Source organism: Aeromonas sp. QDB31 (assembly GCF_027707605.1).
GTDB lineage: Bacteria > Pseudomonadota > Gammaproteobacteria > Enterobacterales > Aeromonadaceae > Aeromonas > Aeromonas media.
Window position 1 is genome coordinate 92,149 of record NZ_JAPCIX010000008.1, and the last position, 21,876, is coordinate 114,024.

Annotated in this window: 18 protein-coding genes; 10 read left to right on the plus strand and 8 right to left on the minus strand. The window is 60.4% G+C overall.

The window, feature by feature from the left end:
* Positions 1-149 precede the first annotated feature (149 nt).
* The 4 genes from hemE to PG898_RS10665 all read right to left on the minus strand — a co-directional run bounded on the left by hemE (position 150) and on the right by PG898_RS10665 (position 3,896).
* Positions 150-1,217: a uroporphyrinogen decarboxylase gene (gene hemE / locus PG898_RS10650; protein WP_270824103.1), complete on the minus strand. Its 1,068-nt coding sequence runs from the start codon at positions 1,215-1,217 to the stop codon at positions 150-152.
* 156 nt (positions 1,218-1,373) lie between these two features.
* A complete protein-coding gene (gene nudC / locus PG898_RS10655; protein ID WP_270824105.1) occupies positions 1,374-2,150 on the minus strand; it encodes an NAD(+) diphosphatase in 777 nt (258 codons plus the stop codon).
* A gap of 165 nt (positions 2,151-2,315) precedes the next feature.
* Complete coding sequence (locus tag PG898_RS10660; RefSeq protein WP_025328281.1) at positions 2,316-2,921, minus strand: TIGR04211 family SH3 domain-containing protein; 606 nt, start codon at positions 2,919-2,921, stop codon at positions 2,316-2,318.
* A 153-nt stretch (positions 2,922-3,074) separates the two neighbouring features.
* Positions 3,075-3,896, minus strand: coding sequence for a potassium channel family protein (locus PG898_RS10665; protein ID WP_042648717.1), 822 nt, complete (start codon positions 3,894-3,896; stop codon positions 3,075-3,077).
* A gap of 32 nt (positions 3,897-3,928) precedes the next feature.
* Here PG898_RS10665 and PG898_RS10670 point away from each other — a divergent pair, with 32 nt between their 5' ends.
* The 3 genes from PG898_RS10670 to glnE all read left to right on the plus strand — a co-directional run bounded on the left by PG898_RS10670 (position 3,929) and on the right by glnE (position 8,730).
* Positions 3,929-5,179 carry a methyl-accepting chemotaxis protein gene (locus PG898_RS10670; RefSeq protein ID WP_041205015.1) on the plus strand — a complete coding sequence of 417 codons (1,251 nt, stop codon included), beginning with the start codon at positions 3,929-3,931 and terminating at the stop codon, positions 5,177-5,179.
* 77 nt (positions 5,180-5,256) lie between these two features.
* The gene (locus tag PG898_RS10675; protein ID WP_270824106.1) at positions 5,257-5,697 is read left to right on the plus strand and encodes a GNAT family N-acetyltransferase; all 441 of its coding nucleotides are present in this window, start codon (positions 5,257-5,259) and stop codon (positions 5,695-5,697) included.
* A gap of 138 nt (positions 5,698-5,835) precedes the next feature.
* Positions 5,836-8,730 (plus strand): bifunctional [glutamate--ammonia ligase]-adenylyl-L-tyrosine phosphorylase/[glutamate--ammonia-ligase] adenylyltransferase, encoded by a 2,895-nt coding sequence (gene glnE, locus PG898_RS10680; protein WP_270824107.1) that lies wholly within the window; start codon positions 5,836-5,838, stop codon positions 8,728-8,730.
* 67 nt (positions 8,731-8,797) lie between these two features.
* On the opposite strand, the gene PG898_RS10685 is transcribed toward glnE, so the two are convergent.
* The 3 genes from PG898_RS10685 to PG898_RS10695 all read right to left on the minus strand — a co-directional run bounded on the left by PG898_RS10685 (position 8,798) and on the right by PG898_RS10695 (position 14,116).
* Positions 8,798-9,532 (minus strand): SDR family oxidoreductase, encoded by a 735-nt coding sequence (locus PG898_RS10685; RefSeq protein WP_226170339.1) that lies wholly within the window; start codon positions 9,530-9,532, stop codon positions 8,798-8,800.
* A 139-nt stretch (positions 9,533-9,671) separates the two neighbouring features.
* Positions 9,672-11,819 carry an AsmA family protein gene (locus tag PG898_RS10690; RefSeq protein ID WP_226170342.1) on the minus strand — a complete coding sequence of 716 codons (2,148 nt, stop codon included), beginning with the start codon at positions 11,817-11,819 and terminating at the stop codon, positions 9,672-9,674.
* Between the two features lie 149 nt (positions 11,820-11,968).
* Positions 11,969-14,116 carry a prolyl oligopeptidase family serine peptidase gene (locus tag PG898_RS10695; protein ID WP_270824108.1) on the minus strand — a complete coding sequence of 716 codons (2,148 nt, stop codon included), beginning with the start codon at positions 14,114-14,116 and terminating at the stop codon, positions 11,969-11,971.
* Between the two features lie 180 nt (positions 14,117-14,296).
* Between PG898_RS10695 and PG898_RS10700 the strand changes: the two genes are divergently transcribed.
* From PG898_RS10700 to PG898_RS10720, 5 genes are all read left to right on the plus strand, one after another.
* Entirely contained in the window at positions 14,297-15,559 is a 1,263-nt protein-coding gene (locus PG898_RS10700; RefSeq protein ID WP_005332842.1) for an MgtC/SapB family protein, read from the plus strand.
* An 80-nt stretch (positions 15,560-15,639) separates the two neighbouring features.
* On the plus strand, positions 15,640-16,230 hold the full coding sequence (locus tag PG898_RS10705; protein ID WP_270824109.1) for a sugar O-acetyltransferase: 591 nt from the start codon (positions 15,640-15,642) through the stop codon (positions 16,228-16,230).
* Positions 16,227-16,568: a DUF1294 domain-containing protein gene (locus PG898_RS10710; protein ID WP_270824110.1), complete on the plus strand. Its 342-nt coding sequence runs from the start codon at positions 16,227-16,229 to the stop codon at positions 16,566-16,568. The genes PG898_RS10705 and PG898_RS10710 overlap by 4 nt, the downstream gene beginning before the upstream one ends.
* A gap of 112 nt (positions 16,569-16,680) precedes the next feature.
* Positions 16,681-16,893 carry a hypothetical protein gene (locus PG898_RS10715; RefSeq protein WP_005332845.1) on the plus strand — a complete coding sequence of 71 codons (213 nt, stop codon included), beginning with the start codon at positions 16,681-16,683 and terminating at the stop codon, positions 16,891-16,893.
* Positions 16,894-17,095: 202 nt separating this feature from the next.
* On the plus strand, positions 17,096-17,551 hold the full coding sequence (locus tag PG898_RS10720) for a hypothetical protein (protein WP_171273215.1): 456 nt from the start codon (positions 17,096-17,098) through the stop codon (positions 17,549-17,551).
* 72 nt (positions 17,552-17,623) lie between these two features.
* Here the strand turns inward: PG898_RS10720 and PG898_RS10725 are convergent, their stop codons facing one another.
* Positions 17,624-18,259, minus strand: coding sequence for an FMN-binding negative transcriptional regulator (locus tag PG898_RS10725; RefSeq protein ID WP_270824111.1), 636 nt, complete (start codon positions 18,257-18,259; stop codon positions 17,624-17,626).
* A 490-nt stretch (positions 18,260-18,749) separates the two neighbouring features.
* On the opposite strand from PG898_RS10725, the gene PG898_RS10730 reads away from it, so the two are divergent.
* Both PG898_RS10730 and PG898_RS10735 read left to right on the plus strand, forming a co-directional pair.
* Positions 18,750-19,565: a hypothetical protein gene (locus PG898_RS10730; protein WP_270824112.1), complete on the plus strand. Its 816-nt coding sequence runs from the start codon at positions 18,750-18,752 to the stop codon at positions 19,563-19,565.
* Positions 19,562-21,775: a UvrD-helicase domain-containing protein gene (locus PG898_RS10735; RefSeq protein ID WP_270824113.1), complete on the plus strand. Its 2,214-nt coding sequence runs from the start codon at positions 19,562-19,564 to the stop codon at positions 21,773-21,775. The genes PG898_RS10730 and PG898_RS10735 overlap by 4 nt, the downstream gene beginning before the upstream one ends.
* Positions 21,776-21,876: the final 101 nt, after the last annotated feature.

A 21,876-nucleotide genomic window follows, 5' to 3' on the forward strand; every position in this document is an offset into this window, starting at 1 on the left:
CGTCAGGAGGCGCACTCGCCCATCCTGTCCGCGACCCTGTTCAGTGGTGGTGCAGTGTAACCCGAGCGGTGACCAGGATGCAGCCCCCGTGAGGCCGGGCAGCAAAACGGGGCCCGCAGGCCCCGTTATCGTTGTGCTGTCTGCCGCGCTCAGCGGCCGTGGTACTGAGCCGACAGCTCGTGCACCGCGTTCACAAACACCCCGGCGTGCTCCGGATCCACATCCTGATGGATGCCGTGACCCAGGTTGAAGACGTGGCCGTTGCCGCTGCCAAAGCCCGCCAGAATGGTGGCGACCTCTTCGCGGATACGCGCAGGCGCGGCGTAAAGCATGGAGGGATCCATGTTGCCCTGCAGCGCCACCTTGTCACCGACCCGGCGCTTGGCGTCGGCAATGTCGGTGGTCCAGTCCAGTCCCAGCGCATCGCAGCCGGTGGCGGCGATCTGTTCCAGCCACTGGCCGCCATTCTTGGTGAACAGGGTGACCGGCACGCGGCGCCCCTCATTCTCACGGATCAGGCCATCGACGATCTTGTGCATGTACTGCAGGGAGAAGTCGCGGTAGTCCCGCGGGGTCAGCACGCCGCCCCAGGTATCGAACACCATGACTGACTGGGCACCGGCCCTGATCTGGGCGTTGAGATAGGCGATCACGCTGTCCGCCAGCTTGTCCAGCAGCAGGTGCAGGGTCTGCGGCTCGGCGTACATCATCTGTTTGATCTTGGTGAACGCCTTGGAGCTGCCCCCCTCCACCATGTAGGTGGCCAGGGTCCAGGGGCTGCCGGAGAAGCCGATGAGCGGCACTTCGCCCTTGAGCTCGCGGCGAATGGTGCGCACCGCGTTCATCACGTAGCCGAGTTCGTCTTCCGGATCCGGAATGGGCAGCGCCTGCACATCGGCCATGGATTTGATGGGTCGCTCGAAGCGGGGGCCTTCGCCGTGTTCGAAGTAGAGGCCGAGCCCCATGGCATCGGGCACGGTCAGGATGTCGGAGAAAAGAATGGCGGCATCGAGCGGGTAGCGGCGCAGCGGCTGCAGGGTGACTTCACAGGCCAGCTCGGCGTTGCGGCACAGGGACATGAAGTCCCCCGCGACGGCGCGGGTCGCCTTGTATTCCGGCAGGTAGCGGCCAGCCTGGCGCATCATCCATACCGGGGTCATGTCCACTTCCTGGCGCAGCAGGGCACGCAGGTATCGATCGTTCTTCAGCTCTTTCATCCCAGTTCCTGAGTTCATATCCAGCATAAAATGGCGGATATGATACCACTTTGTGCAAGGCTAAGGGCGGCACAAACGCACCGCAGGGTCGCCGGAGTGCAAAGATGTGAGGGGGCGCAAACCAGGGCCCCGCTTTTCAGGAGGCGCCGCCCCTCATCACGCCTCTGCGAGGCACAGCTCGATCAGCCGCCGCGCTATGGTGCCGTGGGGGGGCAGCCGTGGCAGCCGGTCTGCCTCGAAGAAGTCGGCGGCCACCAGCTCCTCATCCTGCACCCGGATCTCGCCGCTCTCGTAGTCGGCGGTGAAGCCCATCATCAGGCTGTGGGGGAAAGGCCAGGGCTGGCTCGCCACGTAGCGCACGTTGCGCACCCGGATGCCGCTCTCCTCGAACACCTCCCGCGCCACGCACTGCTCGAGATTCTCACCCGCCTCCACGAAGCCGGCCAGCACTGTGTACATGGGATCGTCCGCCTGATAGTGACGGCGATGGGCTGCCAGCAGGATCGCCGGCCCCTTGCGCACCGCCACTATGATGCAGGGGGAGATGCGCGGGTAGACGACGTGACCCTGCCGGCACATCTGTGCCCACTCCCCCGCCTTGGGGGTCATGGGGGCGCCGCACTCGCCGCAGAAGTTGTGGGTACGGCGGAAGGTGGCGAGCTGCCAGGCGCGCCCGGCGAGGCGAAAACCCTCTTCGTCCCCCGCCACCATCAGCTGGCGCAGCCCCGCCAGAGAGGCGATCTCGGCATCCGGTCCCAGATCCAGCAGCAGGCAGGGCAGTCCGTCCCACTCGTCGAAAGCCTCGAAATGGGCGGCGTGCAGATGGGCGGGCAGGCTGGCCTTGGGGCCCTGGGGGATCTGCCCCCGTTCATCCAGCAGGACGAGGTGATCGCCTCCCAGCACGAACCAGCGGGCCTGTTCGGTTGATGACATATGTTGAAGGCTCTTGTTGAGAAGGGTGCGCAGGGCACGGGTCTTGGGCTCATCTTACGACCGCAGAGGCCCCCTGGCGACCCCCGAACGGGTCAAGATCCCGCCCGGCGCGCCCATGAAAAAAGGCCGCCGTGGCGACCTTTCTCTTGGCGATCGCCCGGGCGATCAGTTCATCCAGCGCTCGCTGCTCTTGCGACGACGCGGCAGCATGGGGAGGAGAATGCCGAGCAGTATGCCGCCGAGCACCATGGCACCACCGCGGATGAACCAGTCCATCTGCATGTCGTGCTCCTGGTTGTCATAGCTCTGAGTCAGGGCGTCGTTCTGCTCCTTGAGGCTGCTCATCTCGGTGCTCTGGCTGGCGAGCTGGGCCTTCAGGCTGGCGATCTCCTTGCTTTGCTCGGTGATCTGGCCATCCTTCTCGGCGAAGCGTCGCTCGTTGTCGCCATTGAGGTTCAGCAGACGGGCCTTGGCCTCATCCAGCTCTTTCTGAACCTGGGGCAGGCGCTCGCGCAGGCTGATCTCCGCCTGCAGCTCGCTGTTCTTGATCCAGCCTTCACGACCACGGCCGTCCACCACCTGGGTGAAACCGGCGTCGTTGTTCACCGCCTTGACCTCCAGCGGCTCACCAGCCTTGACGCTGCCGAGGATCCGGTACTGGGTGCCAGGACCGTTGTGGATATAGGTAAAGATGTTGTCTGAGACATAACGGGTATCGGCCAGTACCTGTTGGGCACACAAGCAGATCAAGATCCCGAGAAGGGCGCGCATGGTCGATCGATTCTCTTCGTTGAATTAGGTTGCAGGCCGAATGTTAAGCCGCCAGCGGGTCAAAGGACAAGCAAAGAAAAGCGGCGCCCCCCTGACTGAGAGGCGTCTCACCGTCTCTCCCGTTTGCCACGCGACCATTCCAGACGCCGCAGGCTACTTCTGTTGCAATGCCCTCACCTCGGCACGCAGGGCCTTCAGCTCCTGCAACAGTTGCGCCTGCTGCTCGCTCTGCTGGCGTCGCCACAGGGTGGTGTCGTCATTGGTCTTGCCGGGATGCACGAACAGGCTGGCCATGAAACCGCTGAGGGCGCCAAACAGACCCACACCAAACAGGATGAGCAGGCTGGCGACGAAGCGCCCCTCCTCAGTCTTGGGTACCAGATCCCCGTAACCCACGGTCGAGAGCGTGACCAGCGTCCACCAGAAGGCGTCATAGGGGGTCTGGATCAGGCTGCCTGGCTGGCCCGTCTCCAGCCAGTACATGACGCCGGAGCCCACCCCCAGCAGCAGGAAGAAGAGGAAGAGGATGCCGGAGAGGGTCGTCTCGTTGCGCTCCCGGCGAAACATGCCCAGCAGGTCCGGCCTGTCTCGCAGCAGCTGATAGACCCGCCACAGCTGGATCAGTCGCGCCCAGCGCAGCTGTTCCACCATGGGCAGGCTGCCCGGCAGATAGAACCAGTTGGCCTTGAAGAAGGCCATCCGATTGGGGGCCCGCACCCAGCCGTAAGCGAAGTGGGCGAGGAAGAAATAGCAGATCAGGCTATCGACGTCATAGAAGAGTTGCAGGGTCTGCGGACTCCACTCACTGTGGCCCCACCAGCGGGCGCAGACCAGAGAAACGGAGATCACCGACAGAAACGCCATCAGCAGATCCATGGCGCGCAGGTGAGTTAAGTGATGTCGCATACAATTTCCTACTTTAGGCACGGTGCGAATTAATAAAAAGGAAGATAATGCCGATATTCCTGAGGACAAAGGAAAACCGGCCATTAAGAAGGAGAAAGATTATGCAGTTAAACTCGCTGGAGAGGCGAATGAGCAACATCCGGTTGGTGCCCAAGGTGGTGCTGCTCATGGTGTTCAGCACGCTGCTCTTGCTGGCCAAGCTCTGGTTCGATGCCAGCAACCTGGAAGCCACCCTGCTCGGCGAGGGCATAGACGCCACCAAGGCCAATGCCATTGCCGATCGTCTGCTCTGGACCGGTCTGATGGAGACGGCGCTGATGGGGGTCGTCTTCGTGGTGCTGCTGCTGACCGGCTCCCGGCTCATGGTCAAGCAGGTGCATTATCTGGTGGGTCTGCTGGAGCGCTTCGCCCGCAAGGATCTCAGCCACAGCGTGCTGCTCAAGTCCCGGGACGAGTTCGGGGACATCGCCAAGGCGGTCGCCCATTCCCAGGATAACCTCAAGGAGGTGTTCGGCACCCAGCGCGCCGCCTGCAAGGAGCTCAATGACATCGCCTCCCAGGTGACGCTTTGCATGGAGGAGGCGAACGAGGCGATCAACGAGGAGTTCACCCAGATAGAGCAGCTCGCCAGCGCCATGAGCCAGATGGTGGGCGCCATTCGCGAGGTGGCCAACCATGCGGAACAGGCCTCCCACGCCACCTTTGATGCCAGCGCCCTGGCCGAGGAGGGCAGCCGCTGTGTGGCCGCCACCGTCAGCACCATAGACACCCTCTCCGGCAACATCCAGCGCTCCTCTGCCGTGGTCAACGAGGTGGAGCACGGGGTCGATCGCATCGGCTCAGTGGTGGACACCATCCGCAGCATCTCCGAGCAGACCAACCTGTTGGCCCTGAACGCAGCCATCGAGGCCGCCCGCGCCGGTGAGGCGGGGCGCGGCTTCGCCGTGGTCGCCTCCGAGGTGCGCGAACTCGCGAACCGGGCCCAGGCCGCCACCGTCGAGATCCAGAAGATGATCGAGCTGTTGCAGGGCAATGCCCGCCAGGCTGTCGGCCTGATGGCCGAGAGCGTTCAGCAGGCGGACAAGGGGGTGGCGCAGGTGACCCAGGCCGGCGATCAGCTCGCCACCATAGTGCAGCGGGTGCAGGGGGTGGCCGACATGAACCGCCAGATCGCCGCCGCCTCCGAGCAGCAGAGCTCTGTGGCCGAGGAGATGAACGCCAACCTGGAGCAGGTCAAACAGGTGGTGGAAGGCTCCGTGGTGGTGCTGCGGGAGCTGAAAGATGCCTCCGAACTGGTGGAGCACCACAGCCAGACGCTGGACAATCATATCCAGGCCTTCAAGCTGGCCTGAGGCCGTGATTTGAGTAAACTGGAAGGCCCCGCGAGGGGCCTTTTTCATTTCATCTCATGTCACGGCAAGGAGCCAGGATGCAGCACACCCAATCCCCACTGGAGATCAGCGACGACAAGGGACGCCTCGATGTCCCGCTCATTCACCGTTTCCTGTCCGAGGAGGCCTACTGGAGTCTCGGCATTCCCCTCTCCACGGTGCAGCGGGCCATCAATCATTCCCTGTGCTTCGGCGGCTATGTCGACGGCCAGCAGGTGGCCTTCGCCCGGGTCATCACAGACCGGGCCACCTTCGGCTATCTCTCCGACGTCTTCGTGCTGCCCGCCCATCGCGGACACGGCCATAGCAAGGCGTTGATGGCGGCTATTGTCGACCATCCCGCCTTGCAGGGGCTGCGCCGCCTCATGCTGGCCACCTCGGATGCCCAGGGCCTCTATGCCGGTTTTGGCTTCGCGCCACCTCGCGCCCCCGGCAGCCTGATGGAAAAGTACGACCCCGAGATCTATCGGCGCCCCTGAGCCCGCGCCGGCGGCCCATTTTCCCCGCCGGCTCATGCTTCTCTCTCCCGGGCTGTGACGCGAGCACGGGACAATGCTAGATTGGCTGCCGGTGTTTTCATTCCCTCTGCAGACCCGTTAATCACAAGGACGGCAACCGTGGCCCAGCATTCCTCTTCTCTTCCCTCATCGCCAGCATCCCTCTCTACTCTGTCTCCATTGCTGCAGGATCAGGCCGGGCGCCAGTGGCAGCGGCTGGTCGAGCTGGCGCCCGACTATGACGCCCTGCCCGATGCGATTCGCCAGACCCTGCTGACCCTGTTTGGCCTCTCCGATTTTGTCGCCGACTCCCTCATCAAGCAACCCGAGCTGCTGGCGCAGACCCTGGCCTCCGGGGATCTGGCGCTGTCCGAGCGCTGGCCCGCCTACGAGGGCGATCTGGCGGCCCTGCTCGCCGAAGTCCATGACGAGGAGGCGCTCAAGCGCGTGCTGCGCCAGTTCAGACGCAGCCGCATGCTGGTGATCGCCTGGCGCGAGCTGCTCGGGGAGTCAGAGGTCGAAGAGAGCTTTATCCATCTCACCAGGCTCGCGGACGCGCTGATCTGCGGCGCCCGGGACTGGCTCTACGCCAAACAGTGCGCCGAGCTCGGTACCCCCATGGACGGCAACGGCGACCCCCAGCCCCTGCTCATCCTCGGCATGGGCAAGCTGGGTGGCGGCGAGCTGAATTTCTCCTCGGACATCGACCTCATCTTCACCTTCCCCGACAACGGCTACACGGTCGGCGGGCGACGGGAGCTCGCGAACCAGCAGTTCTTCATCAAGCTGGGGCAGCGCCTCATCAACGCCCTGCACCAGCCCACCCAGGATGGTCAGGTGTTTCGGGTCGACATGCGGCTGCGCCCCTTTGGCGAGGCGGGGCCGCTCGCCATCTCCTTTGCCGCCATGGAGGACTACTACCAGCACCATGGCCGCAACTGGGAACGCTACGCCATGGTCAAGGCACGGGTGCTGGGGCCCCAGTGCGAACACGCCCAGGCCCTCACCGAGCTGCTGCGCCCCTTCGTGTTCCGCCGCTACATCGACTTCGGCGTCATCGACGGCCTGCGCCAGATGAAGGCGATGATAGCCGCCGAGGTGCGCCGCAAGGGACTGGAGGGCAACATCAAGCTGGGAGCCGGCGGCATCCGCGAGGTGGAGTTCATCGCCCAGGCGCTGCAGCTCATTCGTGGCGGTCGCGAGCCCGCCCTGCGGGTGCGTCACCTGCCCGAGGCCCTGGCGGCCATAGCCCAGAGCGGCGCCCTCGACGAGGAGCGCTGCGCGCGCCTGCTCCAGGCCTATCGCTTCCTGCGCCGGGTCGAGAACATATTGCAGGAGATAGGGGATCAGCAGACCCAGACCCTGCCCACCGAGGAGCGGGATCGCCAGCGACTGATCGCCGCCACCGGGTTCGCAGACTGGGAGCGCTTCATGACGCACCTCGACGAGGAGATGGCCATAGTCCATCAGGAGTTCGTCGCCGTGGTGGGGGAAGAGAAGGAGGCCCCCGCCCACCTGGAACAGCTCTGGCTCGATCTCTGGCGCACCGAGCTCGATGCCGCCGAGCTGGAGAAGCTGCTCACCGCCCAGGGGGTGACCGAGCCTGCGCCGCTTTGCGCCGCTCTGCTGCGCTTCAAGGAGGAGTACAAGCGCCGCCAGGTCGGGCCCCAGGGGCGCATCGCCCTGGACTGGCTGATGCCCGAGCTGCTGCGACTGGTGGTGGCGAGCCGAGAGCCCGCCCGCCTGTTCGAGCGGGTCTGTACCCTGCTGACCCGCATCTTCACCCGCAGCGCCTACCTGCAGCTGCTGGCGGAGAACCCCGCCGCCCTGCGCCAGCTGGTGCGTCTGTGCGACGAGAGCAACCTGGTGAGCGAGCAGCTCGCCCGCTACCCCATCTTGCTGGACGAGCTGCTGGATCCCCAGCACCTCTACCACCCCACCCCGCTGGATCAGTACAAGCCCCAGTTGCGCCAGTTCCTGCTGCGCATCCCCGAGGAGGACGTGGAGCAGCAGATGGAGGCGCTGCGCCAGTTCAAGCAGGTGCAGCTGCTGCGCATCGTCGCCGCCGACATCGCCGGCGCCCTGCCGCTGATGAAGGTGAGCGACCACCTCACCTGGCTGGCGGAGGCCATCACCGAAGAGGTGGTCAATCAGGCCTGGGCCCAGATGAGCGAGCGCTACGGGGTGCCCCCCGAGGTGGCGCTGAGCGGCCAACGCGGCTTCGCCGTGGTGGCCTACGGCAAGCTCGGCGGCATCGAGCTCGGCTACGGCTCGGATCTCGACCTGGTGTTCCTGCACGGCGGCGACCCCAACAGTTACACCGACGGGCGCAAGCCCATCGACAGCCGCCAGTTCTACCTGCGCCTGGCCCAGCGGATCCTGCACCTGTTCAGCACCCGCACCCCGTCCGGCATCCTCTACGAGATCGACATGCGGCTGCGCCCCTCCGGCGACGCCGGCCTGCTGGTCTCCTCCCTCGCCGCCTATGAGCAGTATCAGCAGCACGAGGCCTGGACCTGGGAGCATCAGGCCCTGGTGCGGGCGCGTCCCATCTATGGCGATGATGCGGTGATCGCCGAGTTTGCCCGCATCCGCCGCGCCGTGCTGGCCAAGGATCGCGACCTGCCGACCCTGGCCCGCGAGGTGCGCGAGATGCGCCACAAGATGCGGGATCACCTGTTGAAAGCTGGCGAGGGAGAGTTCGACCTCAAACAGTCCCCGGGCGGCATGGTGGACATAGAATTCATCGCCCAGTACCTGGTGCTGGCCCACGCCTGCGGCGAGCCGGAGGCCCTGACCCGCTGGTCGGACAACGTGCGCATCTTCGACGAGTGCGTGATGGCGGGGGTGTTGACCCTGGACCAGGCGGAGGGGCTCAAGCACGCCTATCTGGAGATCCGCAACCAGGGCCATCGCCTCAACCTCTCGGAGATCTCCCGCAAGGTGGGGGACGATCAGCTGCTGACCGAGCGGGGCCATGTGCTGGCGGTCTGGCAACAGCTGCTGGGGGAGTAAGGATCCCACCGTATCAGCAACAAGGGGCGCCATGGCGCCCCTTGTTGTACCCACCCTCGGGTCAGGATCAGCGCCCGCCAGCCACGTCGATAAAGGTACCTGTGGCGTAGGAGGCCTCGTCCGACAGCAGCCAGGCGATGGCGGCGGCGACCTCGCGGGGTTCGCCGCCCCGTTGCAGCGGAATATGGCTCTTGACCCTGTCTACCCGGCCGGGCTCGCCGCCGTCCGCATGCATGTCGGTGTAGATGAAACCTGGACGCACGCCGTTGACCCGGATCCCCTGGGCTGCCACCTCCAGAGACAGCCCTCTAGTCAGCACGTCTATGGCCCCCTTGGCGGCGGCATAGTCCACATACTCCCCGGGGGAGCCCAGGCGCGCGGCGGCGGAGGAGACATTGACGATGGCGCCGCCCGGTGCCATGCGGCGCACCGCCTCGCGGCAACAGAGAAAACAGCTGGTGACATTGGTGGTCAGGGTCTTGTTGATCCGCTCTGCGCTCATCTCCAGCACTCTCATCTGGGGCAGCAAGATGCCAGCATTATTGACCAGATGAGTGATGGTGCCGAGCCGCGCGTCCATCTCCTCGAACAGGCGCACCACCTCGGCCTCCACGCTGACATCCGCCTGCACCGCTATGCAGGAGACCGGGTGCTGCGCCCGGATCTCGGCCAACAGCGCCTCGGCACTGGCCCTGTCATGGCGATAGTTGAGGCAGAGGTGATACCCCTGCCCCGCCAGATAACGGGCCGTCGCGGCCCCTATGCCTCTGCCGCCGCCGGTGATCAGCACCCGTTTGTTCATGAACCCTCCTGGTTCCCGGTTTTGATGACTGCCACGGATATCACCCCATGTTCCTGATCAGGCCTCACCCCATGGCGACCTGCGTCACAACAAAGAGCCCGCACGGGGCGGGCTCTGGATGGCATCAGCGGGAGGTGGGCTATTTGAACAGGCCCTTGAGCAGCTGGTCGGCTACCCCCTTCACCCCTTCGTCGTCGGCCTTGTCGCCCAGCAATTTCTTGAGGCCGCGCTCGGCCTCCTTGCGGGCCTTCTCCTCCAGCACCTTGTTGTTGCTGAGCAGTTCCTTCACGTCGAGCCGGTAGCTCGGTGCCTGCCAGTGGCCGCCGATACGCACCGGAATGGTGACGTCCTTGAGCTCATCCACGCTCTTGCCCCCCTGGCCCTTGCTGCTCTCCACCACTGAGGTGAGGAACAGGAAGTCGAGGGTCTCGGGAACCAGGGCGGTCTGGCCCTGGCCCTTCACCCGCAGGGCGGGGGCGAGCAGCTGGATGTCGTCGCTGCGCGCCACGCCATTGGCGATCTGGAAGCTGGCGGTCAGGGCGCTGAAGTCGGTCTTGCGCACCTCCTTCACCTGATCCGCCCCCTTGCCGGTCAGGGTGGCCCGCGCCTCGCGGATCATCTCCGCCAGGTTGATGCCGTGCAGGGCACCGTCGCTCAGCCTGAGGCTCACCTTGCCCTGCATCTGGCTGCGCAGCGCCTGCTCGGAGAGACCGATGCCCTGCACCTGCACCTCGAGATCCCCCTTGCCTTCCAGTCGATCGTTCTGGGCCAGGGTCTGCAGCAGCGGGCGAATATCCACCCCCTGTATCCGCTTGTGTACCTGATAGCGGGCGGGTTGCTGGCGGGCATCGAGCATGCCATTCGCCGTCACCCGACCACCGGCCACCCCGGCGCCGAACTGCTTGAGGTTGAGCTGGCCACCGGCCAGGGCGAGCTGCAGATCCACGGCGTTGAGATCCAGCCCCTTCAGCCGCAGGCTACCCAGTTGCAGCCGACCGGCCAGATCCACCGTCTTGAGAGTGGAGAGATCGGGCTCCATGGTGGAGAGCGCCTTGGCAGCGGCAGCCTGCGCCTTCGCCCCTGCCGGAGCAGCAGCCCCCGAGGTGGCCGCAGCGGGCGCCGCCTTGGCTGGCTGACCGAGCCAGGCATCGAGATCGAGTTTTTCCCCCTTGAGATCGAACTCCCCTCTGGGCACGCTCCCCAGCCGCACGGTGCCGTTGCCGCTGAGCAGGGCCTCGTCCGCCCCCAGCACCAGGTTGCTCAGGGTGACGCTCTGCTTGTCGAGCTCCGCGCGGGCAAAGCCTGCCAGCTTCAGTTGCATCTGCGGGCGTGGCAGGCCATCGCCACTGAGCTTGGCGGCCAGCACCGCATCCGACATCTCCACCAGTTGCAGCCCCTGATCGAGCCGCGCCTTGAGGGTGCCCTCCAGGGTACCTGCCAGGGTCGGCTTGTCCGCCGCCCCCTGGGCGCCGCTCAGGTTAAGGGTCAGGCTGCTCCACTGCCCCAGCGCCAGCCGATCGGCCTTGAGGGAGAAGGCATCGAGCCGCTGCGATGGCTGGCTCAGGCTGCCGCTGAGGCTGAGATCCTTCAGCTCGCTGGCCTTGGCCTCCCGGGCCAGCTTGAGCTGGGTCTGCCCCTTGAGATCAAAGTTCAGCTCCCCGCACGCGCCCTTGGCGGCCAGGGTCACCGGTACCCACTCCCCCGGGGTCAGCTGACCCAGATCGAGGTCGAGCCGGTCGAGACGGGAGACGGCGCCGCTGCGATCGTCCCGCACCAGGGCGCTGGCCTCCACCAATGCCACCCCTTGCAGGCTGATCTGCCAGGGCTTCTCGTCGCTGGCGACAGCAGCGGCAGGCTGGCTCTCGCCGGCTGAGGGTTGTTTGTCGGCAGCAGAGGCCTTGACCAGGCCATTCAGGTTGGAACTGCCATCGGCCCGAGTCTGGATAAAGAGATGAGCGCCACTGAGCGTCACCTTGCCGATCTCCAGCCGGTGGGAGAGCAGCGGCAGCAGGGCGACAGAGGCGTCACCCTGCGCGAAGCGGAGCAGGTCAGGCTCGGCAAACCCGGCGGGGTTGCGAAGCTGCACCTTCTCGAGAGAGAGACCAAGGCTTGGCCAGAAGCGCCAGCCGATATCCCCTTCCATCACCAGCTCGCGGCCCGTGCTCTTGCGCACCTGCTCCGCCAGTTGGGGCTTGAATTGATTGGGGTCAATCAGGGACACCAGGGCGGCGATGGCCACCACGGCGGCCAGCGCCAACCCCAGCAGGATGTAGATGATCTTCTTCACGACGAACTCCTCAATGCAGATCCTGTGGCTGACTATACCACCGGGGGCGCGGCGCAGGCTGTACCGACCCCAAAACGGGCAAATGGCGAGACAGGGATGGTCGCTCCCGCCTGTCCCAGCACAAAAAAGGGCCCCGCAGGGCCCTGGTCTCACTGGATGGTCGGCAGTTGCCGGTAGCCCATCTCGTAGAGGGTGAAGGCATAGATGTCCGCGCTCTGCTCGATAAGCTTCGCCACCGGCGTGCCCGCCCCGTGCCCGGCATTGGTCTCGATGCGGATGAGCTGGGGATGGGGGCCAGCGTCGTCCGCCTGCAAGGTGGCGGCGAACTTGAAGGAGTGAGCTGGCACCACCCGGTCGTCGTGATCCGCCGTGGTCACCAGGGTCGAGGGGTAGCTGACCCCGGACCGCACCTGGTGCAGCGGCGAGTAGCCCTTCAGGTACGCGAACATGGCCTCGTTGTCGGCGCTGGTGCCGTAGTCGTAGGCCCAGCCCGCCCCGGCGGTGAAGCTGTGGTAGCGCAACATGTCGAGCACCCCCACCGCCGGCAGCGCGACCCGCATCAGATCCGGCCGCTGGGTCATGACAGCCCCCACCAGCAGACCGCCGTTGGAGCCACCGCGGATCGCCAGCCGATCGGTGCGGGTGTAGCCCTCGGCCTTGAGATACTCGGCCGCCGCGATGAAGTCGTCGAACACGTTCTGCTTGTTCATCCTGGTGCCTGCCAGGTGCCAGGCCTGGCCGTACTCACCGCCCCCGCGCAGGTTGGCCACCGCATAGACGCCCCCCAGATCCAGCCAGCTGGCCACCGACACGCTGAAGCTCGGGGTCAGGCTCACGTCGAAACCGCCATAGCCGTAGAGGATGGTCGGATTGCTGCCATCGAGTTTCAGCCCCTTGCGGTAGCTGATGATGAGCGGCACCCGGGGACCGTCCTTGCTCTGGTAGAAACGCTGCTCGGAGACGTAGTCCTCTGGCTTGAACGGCGCCGCCGAGGCACGATAGAGGCTGATGGCGCCGCTCTTTGGCTCGAACCGGTAGAGGGTGAGCGGCTGGGCATAGCTCTCGAAGCCGAAGTAGAGGGCGGGATCGTCGTGCTTGCCCTTGAAGCCGCTGACGCTGCCAAGGCCGGGCAGCGCCACCTCGCGCACCCGCTTGCCCTCATAGTCGAACTGCTCGACCCGGGCGGTGGCATCCACCATGTACTCGGCGAACAGGTAGCCGCTGCCGCTGTGCACCGTCAGCACCTGCTGGCGTTCCGGGATGAGATCGCGCCACTGTTCGGGGCCCGGGTTGGCGGCGTCCACCGTCACCAGCCGGCCGTTGGGGGCGTCCCGGTTGGTCAGCAGGTAGAGGGTGCTGCCCTTGTTGTCCACCAGACTCACGTCCGCCTCCAGATCCCCCTGCACCGTCAGCAGCGGCGCGTTCTCCTGGCTCAGATCCTTCACATAGAGGCGGTTGCCGGAGGTGGAGTTCGCCGCCGAGATGAGCAGGAAGCGATCATCTTCGGTGATACTGGCCCCCACGTAGCGGTGGTGCTGGGCCGGGATGGCACCAAACACCAGCCGGTCATCCTCCTGCGCCGTGCCGAGACGGTGGAAATAGACCTTGTGCTGATCGGTCTTGGCCGACAGCTCGCTGCCGTCCGGCTTGTCGTAGCTCGAGTAGAAGAAGCCCTCGTTGCCGAGCCAGCTGATGCCGCTGAACTTCACATCCTTGAGGGGCGCCTCCAGCGGCTGTTTGCTCTCTACGTCCATCAGGTGGATCTCGCGCCAGTCGCTGCCGGCCAGAGACAAGGAGTAGGCCAGGATGCGGCCATCGCGGGAGAAGCTCAGCTGATCCAGCGCCGTGGTGCCGTCGGGGCTGAGGGTATTGGGATCGAGGAACACCTCGGCCGGTTTGCCCTCCAGCTGGCGCCACAGCACGTTCTGGTTCTGCAGGCCGTCGTTCTTGAAGAAGTAGTGGTAGCGCCCCTCGCGAAACGGCGCCCCCTCCTTGGCGTAGTTCCAGGAGGCGGCCAGCTTCTCCTTGATGACGGCGCGATACGGGATCTGTGCCAGGTAGTCCTGGGTCACGGCGTTCTGGGCCTTGACCCAGGCCTCGGTCTCGGGGCTGCGATCATCCTCCAGCCAGCGATAGGGGTCGGCCACGGCCTGGCCGAAGTAGTGATCCACCTGCTCACCCTGGCGGGTGACGGGGTAGTGAAGGCGGGTTTTCCCTGACATGGCATCCTCTTCGGTTGACTGGCCACTGCACGCACACAGCAGTGACAGGGCCAGCAGGCTGACAATGGCTCGCATCGAGACGGCTCCCTGCGGTTTGAATGAAGCGGGCAGGTTAGCAAAGAGTGCCGGACGGCCCAACCCCCCAACGGGTCCGCCCTCACCAACCAAAGCCTGCGCCTGCTCTGTGAGCCAGCTCCCCCTGCCCGTGAGCGGTCTGTGCCATCCTGACATGGAGAACAATGAGAGGAGAGCAGCATGTGGATCGAGGCGGAGCCCGTCTATGGCGCCCTGGTGTCACTGGCCATCGGGCTCATCATCGGACTGGAACGGGGCTGGCAGGTGCGCCAGCTGGGAGACAACCAGCGCATCGCCGGGATGCGCACCTATGGTCTCATCGGTCTGCTCGGCGGGGTGTGCGCCCTGCTGCTGCCCACCCTGGGCGCCTGGCTGGCCCTGCTCGGCCTGCTGGCGGTGGTGGCAGGCTGCGGTCTCTCGGTCTGGCTGGCCCAGCGCTGGCAGGGGGAGTTTGGCCTCACCAGCTCGGTGGCCATGGTGCTCACCTATCTGCTGGGGCTGATGTCCGTGTTGCAGAGCCCGAGCGAGGCGGTGGCCTGTGCCGTGCTGGCGGCGCTCTTGATGGGGCTCAAGGGCAAGATCCAGCAGGGCATGCTGTTCTTGAGCGAGACGGAATTTCACGCCACCCTGCGCTTCCTGCTCATCTCCCTGGTGCTGCTGCCGGTGCTGCCCGACGTCGAGATGGGCCCCCTCAACGCCTTCAACCCCTTCAAGATCTGGCTGATGGTGGTGGTAATCGCCGGCATCTCGTTCTCGGGCCACTTCGCGGTGCGCCTGCTCGGCACCCGCGCAGGTCTGGTGCTCACCAGCATGCTGGCGGGGCTCGCCTCCTCCACCGCCCTCACCCTGCAATTTGCCCGCCTCAACAAGGAGCAGCCCGGGCTGGAGCGGCTGCTGGCCACCGGCATCCTGCTGGCGGGGGCCACCATGTGGTTGCGACTGCTGGTGCTGGTGCTGCTCATTCACAACGAGCTGGCGATGCGCCTGGCCCCCCCCCTGCTGCTGCTGGCGGCCACCGTCTACGGTTTCGCCTTCTGGTTCTGGCGCCAGCGTGAAGAGATGACAGACAACCCGGTGCAACCCGAAACCCGCAACCCGCTGGATCTCGCAACCGCCATCAAGTTCGGCCTGCTGCTGGCGCTCATCGGCTTCATGGCCACCCTGCTGCAGAGCAAGGTGGGCAACTCCGGGGTCTATCTTCTGGCGCTGGTCTCCGGCATCACGGACGTGGACGCCATCACTCTCTCCCTCTCCCAGCTCTCCCACAAGGAGTTGGCCCTGGAGGTGGCGGCCCGGGCCATTCTGCTCGCCGGCCTGGTCAACTCCCTGGTGAAGGGACTGCTGGCGCTGGTGATCGGCGGCCGCCGTCTGGGGCTGAGGGTCATGCTGCCCTACCTCCTCTCCATCCTGCTGATCCTGCCCCTCATCTGGCCAGGCAACTGACCCGACCACCAGGACGCGCCTGACGCCGCCGGCGTCGCTGGCGTATACTGGCGCCTCTTGGCACATGAGAGGAGGTGAGCATGGCAAGCGACTGGGACAAGGTACTGGCGGGGGGCGCCCTGAACAGCCAGAGCGAGGAGATAGCGAACGACCGGATCCGCGGCCAGGCCCTGCTGGCGGAACTCAACGCCACACCGGCGGGGGATCATGAGGCGCGTCAGCGTCTGTGCGCCGAGCTGTTCGGCCACTGCCCGGACTCCTGCTGGATCAGCACCCCTTTCACCTGCGAATTCGGCCGCAATATCCATATCGGCGAGAAGACCTTCTTCAACTTCAACATCACCATACTGGACGTGGGCGAGGTGCACATCGGCAGCCATGTACTGCTGGCCCCCAACGTGCAGATCTACACCGCCACCCACAGCATGGATTATCTGGAGCGGCGCAACTGGACCGCCTACAACAAGCCGGTGCGCATCGGCGATGACTGCTGGATTGGCGGCGGCGCCATCATCTGCCCCGGCGTCACCATAGGGCCGCGTGCGATCATAGGTGCCGGCGCCGTGGTGACCCGGGACATTCCGGCAGACTCGGTGGCGGTAGGCAACCCGGCCAGGGTCATTCGCACCCTCTGCCCGGACGAACCCTGGGATCCGGCGCTGCTATCATGATGGCCCTGGCACTGCTGCCCCTCATCTGGACCGCCTGGCTTGGCATTCAGGAGGCCAACTGGTGGCCGCTGGTCCTGATCACCACCATGAGCCTGCTCACCGTGCTCGCCTATGCCCACGACAAGCGCCAGGCCATACGCGGCGGCTGGCGCATTCCGGAATCCCGCCTGCACCTGCTGGAGTTGCTCGGCGGCTGGCCCGGCGCCCTGGTGGCTCGCCACTGGCTACGCCACAAGACCCAGAAGGGGAGCTACCGGCAGGTGTTCTGGTTTATCGTGCTGCTGCACCTCACCCTGTGGGGACTTTGGGTCGGCCGGCCGCTCTGGCAGGGGGGCTGAACTGGCAAGCCCCAGGCAATGCCCGTGCAGGCATTGCCGCCAATGGATCGTTGTGAGACAACAAGATCCTTGGGGCGGATCGTCTCGTTTCTACATCGACAAGGAGTCAGTTATGACCATGTGGACAGGCATAGTCCTGATCGTCTTCATCAGCGTGCTGTTCGGCTATCTCGGCAAACGCGCCCGCTATCAGCTGGGGGACGCCCGCATCACGGATCGCCTCGGCAAGCAGGATCTCATCATCAGGGAGTTGCAGGAGCGGGTCGCCAATCTGGAGGCCATCGTCATCGAAGAGGAGAAGCGCCGCCCGTTCAAACATCTGTGAACCGGCAGCGACGGCGGCAAACCGACCAGCGCCAGAGCTGCAAGGGATTGCCGCTTTCCTCCACACTTGCCCCTCCCCCCTACGGTTTTCAACACTAAATTCACAACAGGATCAGTGGCCTGTCTACCACTGCCGCATTCTTCACCAAACTGGCCCAATCCCTGCTCTGTCACTGTCATCAGCCGTACCGGAGAGTGACATCATGATCAGCACCCTGCTTCCCATCGCCTCGATCGCTCTCAAACTGGGCAGCCAGCTGCTGAGCGGCAGTGCCAAGACCCAACCGGCGCAGCAGCCGGCGCAGGAAGAGCGCCTGGCCCCCACAGTCCAGAGCCTGTTCCAGCGGCTGGGCGTCAAGGACGCCAATAGCGAGCAGAACCGTCTCGCCATCAACCACTTCATGAGCGAATTGCTGCAGACCCTGGGTCAGGAGAACAATGGCCAGTCCCTGCCCGAGGCCATAGACGCGGCCCGCAGCCAGCTCGCCAACGGCACCCAGAGTACCCGCCTCGACGCCCTGCAGAGCGAGCTCGACACCCTCAAGGGCTCCCTTGGCAGCAGCGATCTGAACCTGGATCAGCTGCTCGGCGCCTTCAAGCAGACCCTGCCCAATGGCAAGGGCGAAGGGGTTGGCAAACTGCTCAATGCCAGCGCGTGAACGGCTTCGACCAATAAAAAACGGCAACCTCAGGGTTGCCGTTTTTGTCGGGCCGGACCCCATGATGTCACGCTAGGGGAGTGACGGCGGTGGACACAGCATCGCCTCCGCCAGCGCAGTCTGGCCCTTGGCCTGCAAGGCATCGATGGTTCCCTGCCGGTCCGCAGCCTCCTTGTTCTGGCTCAGCTTGAACTTGCCGACCAGCTGATCGATCTCGATCTCTATGCCCACCACGGCCTGCACCCTGGCCTCAAGATAGTCGCGCGGTGCATCCGCCATCTTCCAGGGCGCGGGCTCTGCTGCCTCATGGGTACGAGTCAGGCTCGCCAGCAGGCGGCGCACGAAGCGGGCATCGTCCCGCACCCGGATACGGCCGTGAGCATGGACCACCGCATAGTTCCAGGTCGGCACCTGCTGGTGATGTGCCTGCTTGCTCGGATACCAGCTGGGGGAGACATAGCCGTCGACCGCCTTGAAGATCACCAGCACCTTGTCCCCCTCCTTCACCTCCTGCCAGAGCGGGTTGTTGCGCGCCACATGGGCGCGCAGGATCCCATGTTCCCCCTCCCCGGCATCGAACTCGAACGGCAGGTGATTGGCATCCAGCCCCTGCTCGCCATGGGTGACCAGGGCCCCCAACGGATGGGCTCGAACAAGCTGATGCAGCGCCTCGGGATCGGCGGCGGCGAAATGGGATGGCAGGTACATGGGGGCTCCTTTGTCGATGGGTTATCTTCACATAGTAAAAGCATCAGGATAATACCTAATCTTGTGAAAATATGGAGACACTCACATTTTTATATAGCCGTTAATAGTGTGGGCAATATTTTATATGGTTGTCCTTTGGTGAGGCGATTTGATGAATAGTTACGATCATATAATTGAAAGGACCATTGGTTATGAACATATCAAGACGTTTTCTGTATGATCACCAATATGCCAGACATACTCATCTTAGGCCTTACCGCTTACTGACAACCTATATTCCTCTCAATTCACTCAGTGATGTTTATAACTGTGATAGCTTCGTGCATTACGGTGAAATAGACTTCAAGTTTAACTTATGTATTACTATCATTGGCTGCATAAAAATCTCCTATACATAATAGATAATTTGATAAATAATATCACTCTAGCATAGGGTTAAACTCCAGTGCAGAGGCCACATTGGCACATCACTTATCAAGGGCATGGGGATATGTCATACAGAAAAATGGTACAGCGACCTAGAGTTAAGAATATAACTCAAGGTAGTATTTTTAACTTTGCTCAGGCAGATATACAGTCTGATAGAGTTTTAGGCATGGTACTTTCTGCTCGTTGCGATATGGCGCAATTCAAGCAAGAACGATTCCTATATGTCCCACTAATACGAGCCACCGAGTGGGTTGATATATTTCTCGTACCAAAAATGCTTGATGAAATGAAGAAGTCTCTACTCGGAGAATTAAAATCAATTCTATCTAGAAACAGCCAATCCCCTAACGCCATCTCAACTTTTGGCCCAGAAGCATCCGCCAAATTAATAGTTGGCCACAAAGATGAAAAGCTTTACTTAGATAAATTAAACAAAATAAAGATCATTGAAAAAAACGCTTCCGAAGGAATTTTTGATAAGGCTATGCTTAACACAAAGGCGGTGTCGTCAAAAATATCCGACATTATTGGAAATAAGGTTGAGGGATATTTTTTTATAGATGAGGTCATAGATTTTCATGATGCTGATAGATCTATGGGTTCTTATATTGTAGATCTAAGTGACCCTAGACCATTACATAAATCAACTGCTCAAATGATATCTGAGGGACTTTTTCATACCAATATTAATGAAGCATTGAGAATCTACGATGCGGTTTACAAAACGAAGGATGAGATGTCTTATGTTCTTTGCGATGTAATGTCACCTTACGTAGAGTTAGTACTACAAAGATTCGCTTATTTCTATTCAAGAATTGGAGTTGAAGATCCTTCTATTAAACTCAAAGAAGATTTGGTTTCGGAGATAATGCAATGAAATTTATAGCATTTGAAAAAGAAATAGCAATTAAAATAGTAAACACTCGACAACTGCAGAGCACTGAATTTGATGAAGGTAAAGCGTTTGTAAATATTCTAAGAGGAATATCAAATGGGGAGGAATTTATGTTCCCCTGTCATTCTCTACAAAATGGTTTAGTGTTTACAGAAAATTTAAAGAACGATGAATGCCTTATATTTGACCTAGACCTATTTGATGGCTTTAGTATCGCAACAGAAAATGAGTGCCTAACTATTGTCCAGAAGTCACTTAGGGCTGCGATTAAATCTTGGAATAACATTCCGTTTGGGGTGGCGGAAATCAATAAGCAAGAAGCAGCATTGCTTATAGTTTTCCCACATGCATCTAATTATCGAGTTGTAATAGATAAAAAACCTGACAGCAAACGACAGGAAAAACGAAACGGAAAGCACTTATTAGCATTTTCTTATGTTAAAACTGAGATATCTAACCAACCTCCTTATACAAATTTCCGAAAATTTCTCGAAGAAGTCAAAGATGTTACAATTAGGGATGCAATAAGAAATATACCGTATAAATTTCCTATTGAGATTGCTGAACTTGAGGATGGGTTTTCGCCTGTAGATGCTAGAATTGGATTTGATGCGTGGAAAAATCTGCTGACTAAATCGCAAAAAGACTTTGTTATGTCTGGTTCATTTGGAGCATCTTGCTTAGAAGGTCCAGCCGGAACAGGAAAGACACTTTGTTTGATTCTCAAGTCTATACAAGCTGCACTATCAGAGAGCTTCTCTGGCAAAAGTATTATGTTCGTCACTCATAGTACTGCAACACGAGATCATGTAAATGAAGTTATCAAGGCAAATGTTACCGCTGAACAACTTACTTATATTAATAGTTCCTGTCAGATAAAAGTTTGCACTTTACAAGACTGGTGTTTAGAACGTATTGGAGGCCAGCTAGAAGAAAGTGAGCTGTTGGATAAAGATGCTGAAAGTTCAAAGACTTATCAGCAAATTCTGATAGAAGAATCATTGTTAGACTTCATTAGCAATGACTATAAATCATTTTCTCGATTAATTTCTAAAGAACTAGCTGACTCACTATCACCTGATAATTCTAATGCGATAATTACCGCACTAAGGCATGAAATATCCGAAGTTATAAAAGGGAGAGCTGGACAAAATTTAGAATCTTATAAAAAAATAGACTACTCGATACATGCAATACCAATCACTAATGAACTTGATGCTGAATGTGTATTCTCAATATATCGCAACTATCAGAGCAAGCTTGAATCTGTAGGTAATTTTGATAGTGATGATATAGTTATTACTGCATTAAATCAATTGGACTCACCAATTTGGAGAAGGCGAAAAAATAAGGAAGGTTATGATTTTGTTTTTATTGACGAAACTCATCTATTTAACCTGAATGAGCTTTCTGTTATACATCATATCCTCAAGGATGAAGCTATTCATAATGTAGCATATTCTGTTGATAGAAGTCAGGCAATAGCAAATTCATCCCCCTCGAAAGTCCAACTCGAATCTATATTCAAAGAGACAAATGGGCAGAAACTACAAACTGTATTTCGCTCATCTCCTGATATAGTTCGCCTTGCCTTTGATGTATTGTCTACAGGTGCCGGATTTTTCACCTCGCTAGAGAATCCTTTGGTTGATACTGAAACATCATTTACACAAGAGGATGAAAACAGATCTATCCCACCGACATTGGTAACATACTCAACAGATGAGTTGGTGTTAGGTTCTGCTTTCAAGGAAGTTGATTTACTTGCAAGCAAAATAAACACAATAAAATCAAAAATCTGTATTATACCTTGCAATGAAATGATACTTTCTCAATTAATGCGAATGGTGGAAGATAATAAAAAGTCCTGTGAATTTATTCTAAAACGGGGTGATCGTAGCCTACAAAGTAAAGCTGAGCGGGGTGGAAAATACTTGATTGCTGGTATTGATTATGTTGGTGGCTTAGAGTTCGATGGAGTGGTAATCGTTGGCTGTGACAAGGGAAACTTTCCTAGTGTAGATGAACGAACTGGTAATGCTAGACATTTCATACAGCATGCTTGCTATAATAGGTTATATGTAGCGATTACTAGAGCTAAGTACGCTTTGACTATAATTTCAAATAGATCAAGAGGTATAAGCGAGATACTTTCCCCTTCTCTAGAAAAGCTAAACATAGACAACAAATAATACAATCACTACTTTTAAAAAATGTTACGGACTCCTTGCAATATATAGGGGTCCTTTTTTAAATTCCCGAGCTAAATATAAAGCTAATTGCACCCTAAATC

What these genes read in the sequence shown, in the direction of transcription:
- PG898_RS10700 (WP_005332842.1), top strand. Translation starts at nt 14,297, where the DNA reads ATGTGGATCGAGGCGGAGCCCGTCTATGGCGCCCTGGTGTCACTGGCC.
- PG898_RS10715 (WP_005332845.1), top strand. Translation starts at nt 16,681, where the DNA reads ATGACCATGTGGACAGGCATAGTCCTGATCGTCTTCATCAGCGTGCTG.
- PG898_RS10720 (WP_171273215.1), top strand. Translation starts at nt 17,096, where the DNA reads ATGATCAGCACCCTGCTTCCCATCGCCTCGATCGCTCTCAAACTGGGC.
- PG898_RS10675 (WP_270824106.1), top strand. Translation starts at nt 5,257, where the DNA reads ATGCAGCACACCCAATCCCCACTGGAGATCAGCGACGACAAGGGACGC.
- hemE (WP_270824103.1), bottom strand. Translation starts at nt 1,217, where the DNA reads ATGAAAGAGCTGAAGAACGATCGATACCTGCGTGCCCTGCTGCGCCAG.
- nudC (WP_270824105.1), bottom strand. Translation starts at nt 2,150, where the DNA reads ATGTCATCAACCGAACAGGCCCGCTGGTTCGTGCTGGGAGGCGATCAC.
- PG898_RS10660 (WP_025328281.1), bottom strand. Translation starts at nt 2,921, where the DNA reads ATGCGCGCCCTTCTCGGGATCTTGATCTGCTTGTGTGCCCAACAGGTA.
- PG898_RS10735 (WP_270824113.1), top strand. Translation starts at nt 19,562, where the DNA reads ATGAAATTTATAGCATTTGAAAAAGAAATAGCAATTAAAATAGTAAAC.
- PG898_RS10670 (WP_041205015.1), top strand. Translation starts at nt 3,929, where the DNA reads ATGCAGTTAAACTCGCTGGAGAGGCGAATGAGCAACATCCGGTTGGTG.
- PG898_RS10695 (WP_270824108.1), bottom strand. Translation starts at nt 14,116, where the DNA reads ATGCGAGCCATTGTCAGCCTGCTGGCCCTGTCACTGCTGTGTGCGTGC.
- PG898_RS10725 (WP_270824111.1), bottom strand. Translation starts at nt 18,259, where the DNA reads ATGTACCTGCCATCCCATTTCGCCGCCGCCGATCCCGAGGCGCTGCAT.
- PG898_RS10685 (WP_226170339.1), bottom strand. Translation starts at nt 9,532, where the DNA reads ATGAACAAACGGGTGCTGATCACCGGCGGCGGCAGAGGCATAGGGGCC.
- PG898_RS10710 (WP_270824110.1), top strand. Translation starts at nt 16,227, where the DNA reads ATGATGGCCCTGGCACTGCTGCCCCTCATCTGGACCGCCTGGCTTGGC.
- PG898_RS10705 (WP_270824109.1), top strand. Translation starts at nt 15,640, where the DNA reads ATGGCAAGCGACTGGGACAAGGTACTGGCGGGGGGCGCCCTGAACAGC.
- PG898_RS10730 (WP_270824112.1), top strand. Translation starts at nt 18,750, where the DNA reads ATGTCATACAGAAAAATGGTACAGCGACCTAGAGTTAAGAATATAACT.